General features: G+C 36.4%; 12 protein-coding genes. All 12 read left to right on the top strand.

The features are described from left to right. Window positions 1–137: 137 nt before the first annotated feature. The 12 genes from FTT63_RS02400 to FTT63_RS02345 all read left to right on the top strand — a co-directional run bounded on the left by FTT63_RS02400 (window position 138) and on the right by FTT63_RS02345 (window position 14733). Window positions 138–2219: a DNA methyltransferase gene (locus tag FTT63_RS02400; RefSeq protein ID WP_180191965.1), complete on the top strand. Its 2082-nt coding sequence runs from the start codon at window positions 138–140 to the stop codon at window positions 2217–2219. A 1-nt stretch (window position 2220) separates the two neighbouring features. Beyond that, the gene (locus tag FTT63_RS02395; protein ID WP_171457277.1) at window positions 2221–4155 is read left to right on the top strand and encodes a DEAD/DEAH box helicase; all 1935 of its coding nucleotides are present in this window, start codon (window positions 2221–2223) and stop codon (window positions 4153–4155) included. 3 nt (window positions 4156–4158) lie between these two features. Next, on the top strand, window positions 4159–4446 hold the full coding sequence (locus FTT63_RS02390; protein ID WP_020752787.1) for a hypothetical protein: 288 nt from the start codon (window positions 4159–4161) through the stop codon (window positions 4444–4446). 4 nt (window positions 4447–4450) lie between these two features. Beyond that, window positions 4451–5365: a GIY-YIG nuclease family protein gene (locus FTT63_RS02385; RefSeq protein ID WP_068911693.1), complete on the top strand. Its 915-nt coding sequence runs from the start codon at window positions 4451–4453 to the stop codon at window positions 5363–5365. A 387-nt stretch (window positions 5366–5752) separates the two neighbouring features. Then, window positions 5753–7153, top strand: coding sequence for an antiviral reverse transcriptase Drt2 (gene drt2 / locus FTT63_RS02380; protein WP_180191964.1), 1401 nt, complete (start codon window positions 5753–5755; stop codon window positions 7151–7153). 306 nt (window positions 7154–7459) lie between these two features. Continuing rightward, window positions 7460–9259 (top strand): P-loop NTPase fold protein, encoded by a 1800-nt coding sequence (locus FTT63_RS02375; protein ID WP_004739691.1) that lies wholly within the window; start codon window positions 7460–7462, stop codon window positions 9257–9259. 14 nt (window positions 9260–9273) lie between these two features. Continuing rightward, entirely contained in the window at window positions 9274–10035 is a 762-nt protein-coding gene (locus tag FTT63_RS02370) for a hypothetical protein (protein WP_129716982.1), read from the top strand. Continuing rightward, a complete protein-coding gene (gene qatC, locus FTT63_RS02365) occupies window positions 10028–11350 on the top strand; it encodes a Qat anti-phage system QueC-like protein QatC (protein WP_129716980.1) in 1323 nt (440 codons plus the stop codon). The genes FTT63_RS02370 and qatC overlap by 8 nt, the downstream gene beginning before the upstream one ends. Then, complete coding sequence (qatD, locus tag FTT63_RS02360) at window positions 11347–12090, top strand: Qat anti-phage system TatD family nuclease QatD (protein ID WP_004739688.1); 744 nt, start codon at window positions 11347–11349, stop codon at window positions 12088–12090. The genes qatC and qatD overlap by 4 nt, the downstream gene beginning before the upstream one ends. Window positions 12091–12251: 161 nt before the next feature. Beyond that, window positions 12252–12680 carry a transposase gene (locus tag FTT63_RS02355; RefSeq protein WP_004814651.1) on the top strand — a complete coding sequence of 143 codons (429 nt, stop codon included), beginning with the start codon at window positions 12252–12254 and terminating at the stop codon, window positions 12678–12680. After that, window positions 12677–13012: an IS66 family insertion sequence element accessory protein TnpB gene (gene tnpB, locus FTT63_RS02350; protein ID WP_180191963.1), complete on the top strand. Its 336-nt coding sequence runs from the start codon at window positions 12677–12679 to the stop codon at window positions 13010–13012. The genes FTT63_RS02355 and tnpB overlap by 4 nt, the downstream gene beginning before the upstream one ends. Before the next feature lie 74 nt (window positions 13013–13086). Then, window positions 13087–14733 (top strand): IS66 family transposase, encoded by a 1647-nt coding sequence (locus FTT63_RS02345; protein ID WP_180191962.1) that lies wholly within the window; start codon window positions 13087–13089, stop codon window positions 14731–14733. The last annotated feature ends 66 nt before the right edge of the window (window positions 14734–14799 follow it).

Genomic DNA, 14799 nt, shown 5'->3' with positions numbered 1-14799 from the left:
TCGTTATACGCCTTACAAAACTGTAAAGCGTATATTGCAAGAACGGACTGACCGCTACAAGTCGGAACTGACCGACTCAGGCTCTAGTTACACGCTTGGCAACAAGACATTAACAGAGTGCGAATTAGTCCTTGAGTATGTTTGAATACATTTTAAGGAACAGTAATGAAGATGGTTCAGATTTATCTTCTCTAATTAGTCGATTATTTAAAGTCTTAAACCAGTCCCGTGAAGATCGTGAAACAGATTTACCTGACTACTTAGCAGATTTTCCTTATGTAAATGGTGGTTTGTTTAAAGATGATATTCAAGTTCCAAAATTTACTCGTAAATCACGTAGGATTTTAATTGAGTGTGGCGCTGAATTAGATTGGTCTGATATTAACCCTGATATTTTTGGATCAATGTTCCAAGCAGTAGTTCATACAGAACAACGTAGCAATATGGGACAGCACTATACGTCTGTTCCAAATATTATGAAGGTTATTGAACCTTTATTTTTGAATGATCTTTACGAAGAACTAGAAAAAAATCAGAACAGCATAAATAAATTATTGCAGCTACAGCAGCGTTTAGGGCATTTGAAAATTTTTGACCCTGCATGTGGTTCAGGAAACTTTCTTATTATTGCTTATAAAGAGCTTCGTAAGTTTGAAATGGAGCTTTTAAAACGTATTCAAGAGCTTGAACTTGATAAAACAGGTCAGCTTTCAAAACCATTTTCAGTAATTCAAGTTTCTCAATTTTATGGGATAGAAATTGATGATTTTGCTCATGAAATAGCGATTTTATCATTATGGTTAGCTGAACATCAGATGAATATAATGTTTAAAGATGAGTTTGGAGAATTAATTCCTTTATTACCTTTGAAATCTTCAGGGACTATTATATGTGCTAATGCCTTGGCATATGATTGGAATAAAGTTTTAAAAAATAATGGCGAAGAAATCTATATTTTAGGAAATCCCCCATACTATGGAGCTAGAAAGCAAACGGAAAAACAAAAAGCAGAGTTAAAGCAACTTTTTAGCAATACTAATATACCATATGCCAGTGTTGATTATATTTCTGGATGGTTTTATAAGGCATGCAGATATATTAGAGATTCTCAGAGATTCTCCTTTGTTTCTACTAGTTCAATTTGCCAAGGGGAACAGATAAGTAGTTTATGGCCAACTCTTTTAGAAGATTCAGAAATATTTTTTGCTATTCCTTCATTTAAATGGAGTAATAATGCAAAGAAACAGGCTGGTGTTTATTGCGTAATTATCGGTATTTCAAAGAATTACAGTAATGATAAAAAAATATTAAGAGAAAATCTGTGGCAGACAGTACATCGAATAAACCCATATTTAACTGATTCTGCAATCAATTTTGTAAAGAGTCGATCAAAACCATTATCAAAAAATTTACCCGCAATGGGAATAGGTAATAAGCCTATTGATGATGGTAATTATCTTTTTTCCCTAGAAGAAAAAAATGCATTTATTAGAGAGGAGCCTGCATCTGAAGCTTACTTTAGACTATGGTATGGAACACAAGAATTAAAGAATGGGAATCCTAGATATTGTTTACTTGTAAAAGACATCTCTGTAGACATGCTTAATAAGATGCCTAAGACTATAGAACGTATACAAAAGGTTAGGGATTTTCGTTTAGCGAGTTCAAGTGCACCAACAATTCGTTTAGCTGAGACACCTAAAAAATTTCACGTGGAAAACTTTCCAGATAGTGACTATATAGTTATCCCAAAGGTATCACCTGCTGAAATAGAGTATTTTCCAGTAGCATACTTCGATAAATCTATTATATCTAGTGATTTACTCAATGTTGTTGCCAGTCCAGATATTTTCTACTTTGGATTATTATCATCGAAAATGCATATGGTTTGGGCTGCTGCTGTTTCTGGGCGTTTCGGCAATGGAATCAGGTATTCATCTAAGATTTGTTATAATACCTTTCCACTTCCGTCTAAAATTTCCAACGATTTGAAGGAGAAAATAAGAATCCTGAGTCTAGAGGTTATTGAAGAAAGAGAAAAATACCCTAATAAAAATCTTGGTGACTTATATTCTGAGGATATGCCAATTAGTCTACGAGAAAAACATCAACAACTGGATTGTGCAGTGGATTCTATTTTTAGTAAAACTTCATTCATTGATGATAGTGAAAGACTAAAAGTTTTGTTTCAATTATATAATAAAGCAGTAAAGGATTGATATGACTATTAATATTGTAGATATTGAGTACTCTCAAACAGGTGAAAGTACTTCAATAAATAATATGGGGATGCGAGCTATGCAAGCTCGTGCCTTCGAATCTCGTAATAGTCAGTATTTGCTTTTAAAAGCCCCTCCTGCATCAGGTAAATCTCGTGCATTAATGTTTTTGGGTTTAGACAAGATACACAACCAAGGGTTGAGCAAAGTTATTGTAGCTGTACCTGAACGCTCAATTGGCGGTTCATTTGCTAGCACAAAGCTGAGCGAAAGTGGTTTTTTTGCAGATTGGAATATCAAACCTGAAAACAATTTATGTACTGCTGGTGGTGATAAAAGCAAAGTAAAAGCCTTTAAACGCTTTATGGAAGGTACAGATCAAATTTTAGTATGTACTCATGCAACACTAAGATTTGCCTTTGAAGAGCTTGAAGATCATGTATTTGATAATACATTAGTGGCAATTGATGAATTTCATCATGTTTCAGCCGATGCTGACAATATTCTAGGTACTGTTCTTAAATCTTTAATGGACAATACCTCGGCTCATATTGTTGCGATGACAGGTTCATACTTCCGTGGCGATAGCGTTCCTGTACTTACGCCTGAAGATGAAGCGAAGTTTGATAAAGTTTCTTTTAACTATTACGAGCAACTTAATGGCTATAGCTATTTAAAGTCATTAGGCATTGGTTATCACTTCTATAAAGGACGTTACTTTGCAGAAGATGATGAAGGTGTTATCGCAATTGCAGAAGTTTTGGATACCGATAAAAAAACTATTATTCATATTCCAAATGTGAATTCAGGTGAATCAACCAAAGATAAATATGATGAAGTGGATGCGATCCTAGAAATCATTGGTGAGTTTGTCGCTAAAGATCCTAATACGGGCATTATTACCGTTAAACGCCCAGATGGTAAGATTTTAAAAGTAGCAGACCTCGTTGAAGAAGATGGTCGTGATAAAGTCGTTGAATATCTACGTAATATTAAAACTGTAGATGATCTCGATCTAATCATCGCCCTAGGTATGGCGAAAGAAGGTTTTGACTGGCAATTCTGTGAACATGCTTTAACGATCGGTTATCGTGGCTCTTTAACTGAAATTGTGCAAATTGTGGGACGTTGTACACGAGATAGTTCAAACAAATCACATGCGCAATTTACCAATCTTATTGCTCAACCCGATGCACAAGACACCGAGGTAAAGTTTGCAGTAAACAATATGCTTAAAGCTATCACTGCATCTTTGTTGATGGAACAAATACTCGCACCAAACTTCAAGTTTAAAACCAAACGTGATGATGGAGATATTGTTCCACCAGGTACGCTCACAATCAAAGGCTTTAAAGAACCAAGTACAGCAAAAACAAAGGCAATTATTGAAAATGATCTTGTGGACCTAAAAGCAGCGATTCTTCAAGATGCTAAAGTGATTGCAGGTTCAGCAGGTAAGGTTGAGCCTGAAGTGGTGAATAAAGTCCTTATCCCTAAGATTATCCAAACAAAATATCCTGACTTAACGAAAGCTGAACTTGAAGAAGTGAGTCAATATTTAGTCGTTGACTCAGTGATTAGCACAGCAGAAGTCAAAGAAGTTGGTGATAAAAAATTTATTCGTATGGCGGATAAATTTATCAATATCGAAGACCTGAATATTGATTTAATTCAATCTGTGAATCCATTCCAAAAAGCTTTTGAAATCCTATCAAAAGAAGTCACAGTCAATGTACTAAAATTAATTAAGGAAGCAATTGAAGCAACTAAGATTAGTATGACTCAAGAAGAAGCCATTGAGCTATGGCCTAAGTTAAAAGCCTTCAAAGTTCAGTTTGGTCGTGAGCCTAGCCTAGAATCAAACAACTTAATTGAAAAACGATTAGCTGAATGCCTAATCTATATTCGTGAGCAACGTAGAAGAGCTGGAGTGTAATACGTGGAAGATTTTAGCTGGCTTCAAGATATGATTGCTGATGATGACTTAGGTCTTTTAAACGTAAAGAAAAAGACGTCTGGTCTAACGGCTGATGAACAATTGGTCTCTAAATTTAATGAAATTAATAATTTTGTGACACAGCATGGGCGTGTACCTGCTAAGGATATGAAAAACATTTCTGAGTTTATGCTTGCGAGCCGTTTAGAAGCAATTCAAACCAATCCAGAGCAATACATGGCTTTAGCAGATTATGATGAACATAATTTGCTGCCACAACATCAGGATTAAAGATATGTCAGATATTAAATCACTTGAAGATATTTTTAACGATGATGATCTAGGTTTGCTTGATGATGATAAAGATGGTGACATCTTTAAAATTAAGCATGTGCCTGTCCAACGTGCAGCAGCAGATGAAGTTGCTAAACGTAAACGTTGTAAGGACTTTGATCAGTTTGAGCATTTATTTAAAAATGTTCACAGAGAGCTTCGAGAAGGGAAACGTAAGCTCTTACCCTTTAATGATAAGGGTTATCAACTGGTTGAAGGTAATTACTATGTTTTAAACGGCTTATTAGCTTATTTAGCAGATATTAATTTTACTTCCGAAGCGAAAACAGTTGATGGTAAACGTTTTCGTAAAGATGGGCGTACTCGTACTATCTTTGAGAATGGCACTGAATCAACTATGTTGTACCGCTCATTGGCTAAAGTCTTGTATAAAGATGGGCGTATTGTTTCAGAGACCAACGAACAAGAAAACTCTAACTTTTATACTAATTTTGGCGGTATCACTGAAGATGATACATCGACAGGTTATATTTATATTCTGAAATCTAAAAGTACAGATCCACGTATCCAATCATACGATCATCTTTACAAAATTGGTTTCGCCACGACAACTGTTGAAAAACGTATTGCGAATGCAAAAAAAGAGCCTACTTATTTGATGGCTGATGTTGAAGTCATTGCTGAATATCAAGCTTTCAATATTAATCCTCAAAAATTTGAATATTACCTACATGCCTTTTTTGGTGAATCTTGCCTTGATCTATTAGTGGCAGATAAAGATGGTAAAAATCATCAACCGAAAGAGTGGTTTATTGCACCTTTAGAAGTAATTCAACAAGCCGTTGAGTTATTAGTAAATGGGCAGATCATGAGTTATCAATACAATAAGTTTAAGAAAGAGATTGAGTTGAGATAGTGGTATTCTCAAAAGATATTGATAAAACTATATATTGATTTTAATGATTTTTTTGTGTAAATTCACTATGCCTTTGGAGTGGATTATCCAGCTCGCAGAGGGATGCAGTTTGAACTGTCCAGCAGTTTATTGAGAAATATTGTAATAAAGAACTGAACCATCAAGGTTGTTAGTTGTTCCAATAGTATCATTACACAGTTGTTCATCATACTAGCTCCAATAGTATAGCATATTAAGTTAATGCGTTATCCGAAGATGTTTTTCGGTAAAATTAGTGCTGGATTTGAAGAAGTAAGAACATTTTCAGATCAAAGTTTAAAGACTCCGTAAGGGCGTAACGTGGGACGCGACACAAGCCCTTACGGATCTGCTAAATAGGGATTAGCATTGAATTTTGAAAAATATAAAAGTGAAATCTATGATAAAAAACATATTCTAAGAGTTCAGAATAAAAAAATCCCTAAATCAAGAATTCATTTTGATACACCACTTGATGCTCTACACGCTTATTCTCTTGTTTCTCAGCCAGATAATGTGGTTAAACATTGGTTTTTACCTTTTATCGGATTTGAACAACGTACACGAAAAATTAAAAGTCATAATGGTTTAAGTCGTAGAGCTGCTAAAAAACGACCTTTAAGATATGCAGCTAACCAAGACGGTTATATTTATGCCTATTATTCATATCTTCTCACTGAAAAATATGAAAATTTCATAAAAGATACTCCTCTACAAAACTCAGTATTAGCCTATCGCTCATTGGGTAAATCAAACATTGAATTTGCTAAAGAGATTTTTGATTGGATCAGTCAAATAAAGGAATGTAATGTACTCACAATTGATCTATCAAGCTTTTTTGATACTTTAGATCATGGAATACTGAAAGAACAATGGCAGCGTGTTACTGGCGTACCTTGCTTATCTAAAGATCATTATATTGTTTTTAAATCTTTAACTAATTACTCATTTTTAGATATAGAGGAATCTCTGGTCGCTTTAGGATGGCCTGATAAGTCAAAAAGAAAAGAGAAAGATGAAAAAACTCCAAATCCTTTGAGAAAAAAAACTAGCAAGCCTTACCAAGCCCTAGGTGATTTTCGAAGCATTCGAAAAAAACAAGTTACTGATGCTGATGGTGTTATTAGACACCTAATCCAGAAACCAAATAAAATCGATGGGAAAAGATATGGAATTCCTCAAGGTTCTCCTATGTCTGCCATACTTTCAAACATTTATATGTTGGACTTTGACAAATATTGTTGTGAGTTAGCAAATAATTTGGGTGGAATATATAGACGCTATTGCGATGATATTATTATAGTTTTCCCCCAGAACATTCAAATGAGCGATGTTTATAAAACTCTTGAAGAGTTATTGCTTAATCATGGAGGAAAAGAGTTAAAGATAAATCCAAGTAAGGTTGAAAAAATAAAATTTACTTGTATTTTAGGTAAGCTGAAAGCCGTTGACATAGATACTAAAGTGGACAAGCCTCTACAATATCTTGGCTTTATATATAATGGTCAAGAAATTTTGATCAGGTCATCTAGCCTATCAAATTATTATCGACGTTTAATCTCCAAAATTAGAGCATCAAAAAATAAAGCTCGAAGAAATAGCTCAAAAACTTATCGTAGAAAAATCTATCGAATGTATAGCCATTTAGCGCGTAAACAACGTAATTTCATAACTTATACATATAGAGCATCGGAAGTAATGAATGATCTATCTGTTAAGAAGCAGCTATCAAATCATTGGAAAAAAATTCACGAAGAACTTAGAAAGTAAATGAGTCATACTTGAATTCTGAGCAATCAATTTGAAAGATGTCCAAGTAAGCCTTTGAGAAGAAATATTTTAAGAATTTAGAGGGATTTGTTGTCCACGATACTGTCTAGGATCATCTTTCTGTCGAAAAATTATATGAAATTGCAAACACATTAGAAGTTCATGTTAGAGACTTACTTCCTAAATAAAAATATTGATTGCTAAGACGTCAAAAACATCTAAATTTTATTTAATCTCTAGTTAACAGTATCTAAATCCACAAAAATAAAGTAAATTTTCGAAAAATATAAATTTTCGGTAATTTTTATGTGGTCCGATATAGAATCTAAGATAGACTTTTTAAACTATTCTGAAGCATCAGAAATTATTATCAATGTTCTTCAAAATCCTCAAATGTTGCCTATCTCAATAGGCGTATTTGGGTCATGGGGAACTGGTAAATCTACGATCTTAAATCTAATTGAAAACAATCTAGAACATATTGAAAATCATGATGACTATGTAATTATTAGATTTGATGCTTGGTTATATCAGGGTTTTGATGATGCTAGGGCTTCACTATTAGAGGTCATCAATACTGAAATTTCTAAATTAGTTAAACAAGATGAAAAATTATATGAAAAAGCCTTAAGTATTGGAAAAAGAATTAATAAATTGCGAGCTTTAGGTTGGGCTGCTGAGGGCACAGCTCTTGCTTTTGGCGTTCCTACATTTGGTCTACTCTCAAAAGCCATTGATTCTATTGGCAATGGAATCAATGGCAGTGCTGGGGATGAAGATGCACAACACGTCACTGAAGCTATTAATAAAGGAAAAGAAAGCTTAAAAGATATTCTTAATGAGGAAAAAAGTTCAGCACCAAAAGAGATTACAGCTTTAAAAAATGAATTTGAAGATTTATTGGCATCTTTAAACAAAAAAGTTATTGTTTTTGTTGACAATTTAGATCGATGTCTTCCAAAGCAGACAATTGAGACTCTTGAATCTTTAAGACTATTTCTATTCATGAAGAATACAGCTTTTGTTATAGCTGCTGACGAAGAAATGGTGAGATTTGCTGTCAAAGATCATTTTAATGGGATAGATGAAAGACATATAACCGACTATCTAGATAAACTTATTCAGTTTCCTGTAAAAGTACCTCGTATTAGTACAAGAGAAGTGCGAGCTTATTTATTCTTATTGTATGCATCTATCCATGAAAACTATGCAACAGAAACAGCTAAACTAGAAAATCTTCGAAATGGATTGGAATCAAATCTGAGGCTTTCTTGGAAAGATGATCCAATTAAGGTTAAAGATGCCCTTGCCTTATTAGATGAACAGGCAGTTGATACACTTAATCTCTCTAACAACTTTTATGTCTCTGATCGTATAGCACATCTTCTAGCTGAGAATAAATACATTGAGGGTAATCCACGAATTGTAAAAAGAATGCTTAATGTCATTAGTATGCGTCAAATGATTGCTAGCGCTAGAAAAATGCCTAACGATATTGGGTTAATCACCAAAATGGCTTTATTCGAAAGATGTTGTAATTCAAAAAGTGTCTCTCTTTTATACAATACAATTAACAGTTCATCAGATGGTAAACCTAAAATATTAGAAGAATTAGAAGAATTAACAAATGATATAGATACATTTAAAAGTAAGTTACCGAAGGAATGGGAAGAACATCATGATTTCTTATTTAGTTGGTTTAGCCTAGAACCAAAGCTAAAAGGTGTAAACCTTAGACCTTTAGTATATTTGAGCAAAGAGACTGTACCTTTAAGAACTATAACAAAAGGCTTATCTAGTGATGGTGAAGCTGCATTAAAAACTTTATTGAAAGTTACGAATTCTTCTTCCAAAGCAGCAATTCAAGCTATTGGGAATATTCCTGTAGGTGAAGAGTCATTAGTTATGAATCTAATATTAGATGAATTAAATAAACATACTCATTGGGGGGCAAAACCAAATGGCTTCATAGGCGCATTTTTATTAGCTAGAGAACTAGAAGATACTAGACCTCAGTTTATACATTTCATGAACACGGTCATGGTGGAAAAAACTCCATGGTTTAGCCTATTGATAAGTAAAGAAAAATGGTTTCCAAAAAATTAAGGGGGATATAAATTATGGGAACATCTACCTCAAGTAAAGGGCCAGGTAGTAAATCACCATTAGTGCCTTCATGGGCTGATAATGATGGTCAAGGTCCAGGTAACAATCAATTAGAACAACGTTTCAGAGGATTTCGAGCTGCCTTAGGACAAGCCGCTTCAGCTAGCGGGGGAAATACAAATAGTCTAAAAAAAGCTCTTGGTCATTATGCAAAGAGTGCTACTGGTGGTAAATCTAATGGAGCTAGACGATTTAGCTCTATGGTGGGAGCCGGCGGTAGTTTATTTGATACCTTAAAGTCTTTGCAATCAGGTTCAGATACTAAGTTTCTAAATCTTTCTGATTTACAAGGGCAACCTGTAGATGTCGTAATTGATCAAATCATTGATTCTATTATCGATATTAACGGAGACTCAGAGCGTATTAGAGCTGCAATGAATGAAGCTCTAGCAGAGGCTTTAGATGGATTCTCGACTTTCGATTTTTCAAAAATTACCGATGATATTATTGTAGATATGATGATTAATTATCTCACCCAATGTATTTTTGAACAAATTATTCTAGATTCGAAAACAGCATTAGATAAAGCTGATACACCAGAAAAAGTAGAAATGATTGAATCAAGCCTATTGGAATTAATTAAAACATCAGTTGATTTGAATTTTGGAATACATTTAGAAAACATCAATACACTTAACAAACAAGATATTGAAACAATACAAAAAAATGCGATCCAAGATATTTGGAGTGAATGGGAGGATAACTTAAATGATTGAGCTCTATTTTGATACAGATAACACTCAGTTACCTCCTTTATCAGATAGTTTGATTCCTGTTCATCTATATGGTTCCCCAGCACAAAATGGTCAATATGCAAGTATTGGTCGCCCTTTATTGAATGAAATAAAAAGGATCAAAGAGGATTTAGATGAAACTGCATTAGATTTTTTGACTATAGCTATGGCCATTACTGCAGCTGATACATTTGTTGAGAGAAACAAACAAGCTGAAGATGGATGGTGTCGAGAATTTAAGCTTTCAATTCCACTTATCAATCCAAATCTATGGCTTCCACAAATTGAATTATTGAAAGAAATTATGCACTTTTTGAGTGGAGACTTGTGGCATTTTCAATTTAGGACAGGAAGTTTTGTTTGGCCAGATAAGATCAAACGTGGTCGTAAAATACCTCTAGCTGGGCATGACTCTGCATGTCTTTTTTCAGGTGGATTAGATAGTGCTATTGGCATTATTGATTTAACCTCGAAAAATATTAACCCTGTGTTAATCAGTCATGCTTATGCTAGAGATAAATCTAAACAAGATAATCTATATAATTTATTGGGTTTGAAAAATTCGAAATTTCAAGTTATTGCATATCCAAGAAAGGCTGGTGATATTCCAACTGACGTACAAATGAGGACAAGAAGTTTTAATTTTATAGCTTTCGGCGCATTAATCAGTACCGCAATCAGCCAACATCATCAAGCAGGTAAAGTAACGACCTTATATGTGCCAGAAAATGGTTTGATCTCTATTAATCCACCTCTTACTCCTCGCCGAATTGGTTCTTTGAGCACTAGAACAACTCATCCTCATTATATGAACCTCTTAAACGAATTGTTTAAGCGAGTTCATTTACCAGTGTTTTTAGAAAATCCTTACCAGTTTATGACTAAAGGTGAGATGATGCAAAACTGTTCAAATAAGATAGTTTTGAAGCAGATTGCCAAAGATACGGTGTCTTGTGGTAAGTGGAAAAGAACAGGAATTCAGTGCGGCAAGTGTGTTCCATGTATAATAAGAAGAGCCTCGTTCAATTCAGCAGCTATACCTGATCAAACAGTAGATTACGTTTATAAACACTTGGATTTAGTAATAAAAGATCCAGATAATCGTGATGATCTTATGTCAATGATTCTAGCTATTAGAAAATTGAAAAAGGCAAGAAACCCTAATATTTGGATCTCTAAGTCAGGAGCATTGCCTACTGATTTACATATCAGAAATCAAATTTTAGATACAGTGGTTCGAGGATTTAAAGAAGTCGAAGACTATTTAAAGTCACAATCTTTAGGTGTTAATATTTGATTTACCCTTACATTGATTTCCATTGCCATTTAGATTTATATGATGATCCACATGCAGTAGCGAAAGCATGTGGAGATTCTAAAAGTTATATATTATCTGTAACAACAACACCTAAAGCGTGGTTTGGGACAGATAAATTAACTCGTCATGGTTCAAGAATCAAAACAGCATTGGGTTTACATCCTCAAATAGCTCATGAACGTTATGACGAACTTGGGCTATTTGATTCATTAGTTGATCAAACTAGATACATTGGTGAAATCGGACTAGATGGTTCACCCAACTTCCGAAAACATGCGGAAATACAAAAAAAGGTTTTTTCACATATATTAAAAAAAACTAATAGCGGATCAGCTAAAATTTTAACAATACACAGTCTTAGAGCAATAAAACCTGTTATAGAACTCTTAAATGAAAATTTTGATAACGGTATACCAGTGCTCCATTGGTTTACAGGCAATCTTTCTGAGTTAAGAGAGGCTTTGAAAGCTGGATGTTGGTTTTCAATAAATGAGCGAATGTTAAAAACAGAAAAAGGACGACAGTTAGTTCAGCATATACCAAAAAATCTGATCCTTACGGAAACCGATGGTCCATTCATTGTGAAAACAGGTACTCCTTTATTGCCAGGTCAGGTTCAACCAGTTATTAATGAACTTGCGGACTTATGGAGGAGTAATTCAAATGAAGCTGCTGCTCAAATTTATGAAAACTTTAAGTATCTTCTAACTAATAATTAAGGTGGTATCTATTCATAGGCTCTATTTATTATTTTAATCTCTGTTGGCTCATAAGGAACAGGTGGTTCAGTTGGAATAAGGTAAGCGTCCGCTGAGCCCCACTTTTTCTAACTCATTAATACCGCGATAGTGTCCACTAAATTTTAAGTGGACACCTATTTATGGATTTAAAGACAGTTATAGACAGCACACCAACGCTAAAAAAGCCTCGTCGAACCTTCACGGCTGAATTTAAACATCAACTTATTCAGCAATGCCAGCAGCCAGATACATCAGTGGCCAAGGTCGCAATGCAACATCAGATCAATGCCAATCTGTTGCATAAATGGATTCGTCAATCCAGATCAATACCCCCTGCATTAACAACCCCATCTAGTCCACAGACTGACTTTCTTCCGGTCATGCTTCACCCGACTCCAGCCAAACAAGACACACCTCCGCCATCTGTGCCGGAGAAGAATGCTGTCGCTCATATCAGAATTCCACTGCATCAGAAACAATGTTCTGCAAGAGATCAGGTGATCGAAATCGAATGGCCAGTGGAATCGGCCAAGGAGTTGCTGCTTTTACTTCAGGGCTTGATCAAATGATCCGTATCGATGAAATCTGGCTCTCTACCCAGCCCATGGACATGCGTGCGGGTATGGATACGGCTATGGCGCAGATCATGAAAGCCTTTGGCTCGATCAAACCGCATTGCGCCTACCTGTTCTGTAATAAACGTGGTCATCGTATGAAAGTACTGGTACATGATGGACTGGGCATCTGGCTGTGTGCCCGGCGGCTGGAAGAGGGCAAATTTCACTGGGCTCAAGTTCACCAAGGTGAAACCGTGGCCCTCAGCCCGGAACAGTTACAGGCACTGATCCAAGGTTTGCCCTGGCAGCGCATTGGACGACAGCAGGTGGTGACGATGCTTTAAACCAGGCTGTTCCATTCTACTATTCTCCAAACGTTCTATTTCATTCTTCTCATGACCTCAGGCATACTGCGGTCATGAATACGCTGCCTGACTTAAGCCAACTGACCCATGAACAACTGCTGGAATTCACCAGGCAGTTGGCGATGCAGCATCAGTCTCTGGCACAATCAAATCAAGAATTAGAAAAATCAAACCAGCAATTAGATGCCAGAGTTCAACATCTTGAAGTCACCAATCAGCAATTAGATTCTAAAGTTCAACATCTTTCTATTCTCAATCAAAAATACGAGCATGAACTCGTACTATTTAAACAGCACAAATTCGGCAGTAAAAACGAACATCTCACTGCAAAACAAATCCACCTGTGGGATGAAGCGGTTGAAGAAGATATTGCCGCGGTTGATCTAGAACTGGAACGGCTAAATGCAGATAAAACCGATGCAGTGACACACAAAGCCAAAACCAATAAACCTAAACGTCGACCACTGCCAGATCATCTGCACACCATCCGTATTGAGCATGAACCTGCATCAACCCAATGCAGTTGTGGCTGCCAGTTACGTCGTATCGGCGAAGATATTAGTGAAAAACTGAATTTCAGACCGGCACAGTTCTATAAGGAACAGCATGTGCGTGGCAAATGGGTCTGTGATCAGTGCGACACCCTGACTCAGCAAGCGATGCCTGCCTATGTGATTGATAAAGGCATTGCTTCACCTGAACTGCTTAGCCATGTGCTGGTTTCCAAATACGCTGATCATTTACCCCTGTACCGTCAGCGCCTGATCTATCAGCGGGCGGGTATTGATCTTTCCAGATCAACGTTATCTGACTGGATTGGCCGCTGCGGGGTGGAACTGGAACCTCTGGCCAATGCCTTAAAAGAGGTAGTGCTGCAACAGCAGGTGCTGCATGCAGATGAAACACCAGTCACCATCATGCGGATGGGTGAGAATGATAAAAAACCGAAGAAAGGTTATGTCTGGGCCTATGCCACCACACAGTACAATCCAGTTCAGGCGGTGATCTATGACTTTCAGGATAGCCGTTCTGGTCAGCATGCTGAAGAGTTCCTGAAAACCTGGCAGGGTCATCTGGTCTGTGATGATTACAGTGGTTATAAAGCACGCTTTAAATCAGGCCAGGTCATTGAGGTAGGCTGCATGGCCCATGCACGTCGTAAATTCCATGAACTGCATGTAACTGGGAAAAGTCAGGTTGCTGAACAGGCCTTAGTGCTGATTCAGAAACTGTATGCGATAGAAGCCGAACTCAGGAAAAAGACCGATGGTACAGCAGAACATCGCCGCGAATACCGGCAACAGCATAGCCAACCGGTGATGCAACAACTGTATGAATGGCTCAACCAACATTATCTGACGGTGCCATCGAGTTCTCCCACCGCCAAGGCCATCAATTACACTCTGAAGCGTTGGCCAGCTTTAAGCCGCTATCTGGATGATGGCAATCTACCAATTTGCAACAATTGGGTCGAGAATCAGATGCGACCTTGGGCCTTAGGACGCAAGAACTGGCTGTTTGCTGGCTCACTGCGCAGTGGTCAGCGAGCGGCGAATATCATGACTTTAATCCAGTCAGCAAAGCTGAATGGACTGGATCCGTATGCCTATTTAAGTGATGTGCTGAAAAGGTTACCGACACATAAAGTGACCCAACTAGAAGAATTACTGCCACACCAGTGGCAACCCGATCAAAATTAAAAAATAGGTATGGGGTTCAGCGGACGCTTACGGAATAAGAAATAATTTTATTATTTCACCCACATT

Source organism: Acinetobacter sp. C15 (assembly GCF_013420645.1).
GTDB lineage: Bacteria > Pseudomonadota > Gammaproteobacteria > Pseudomonadales > Moraxellaceae > Acinetobacter > Acinetobacter indicus.
Note: the sequence above shows the minus strand (reverse complement) of the source record. Positions and strands in the feature narration are given on the sequence as shown.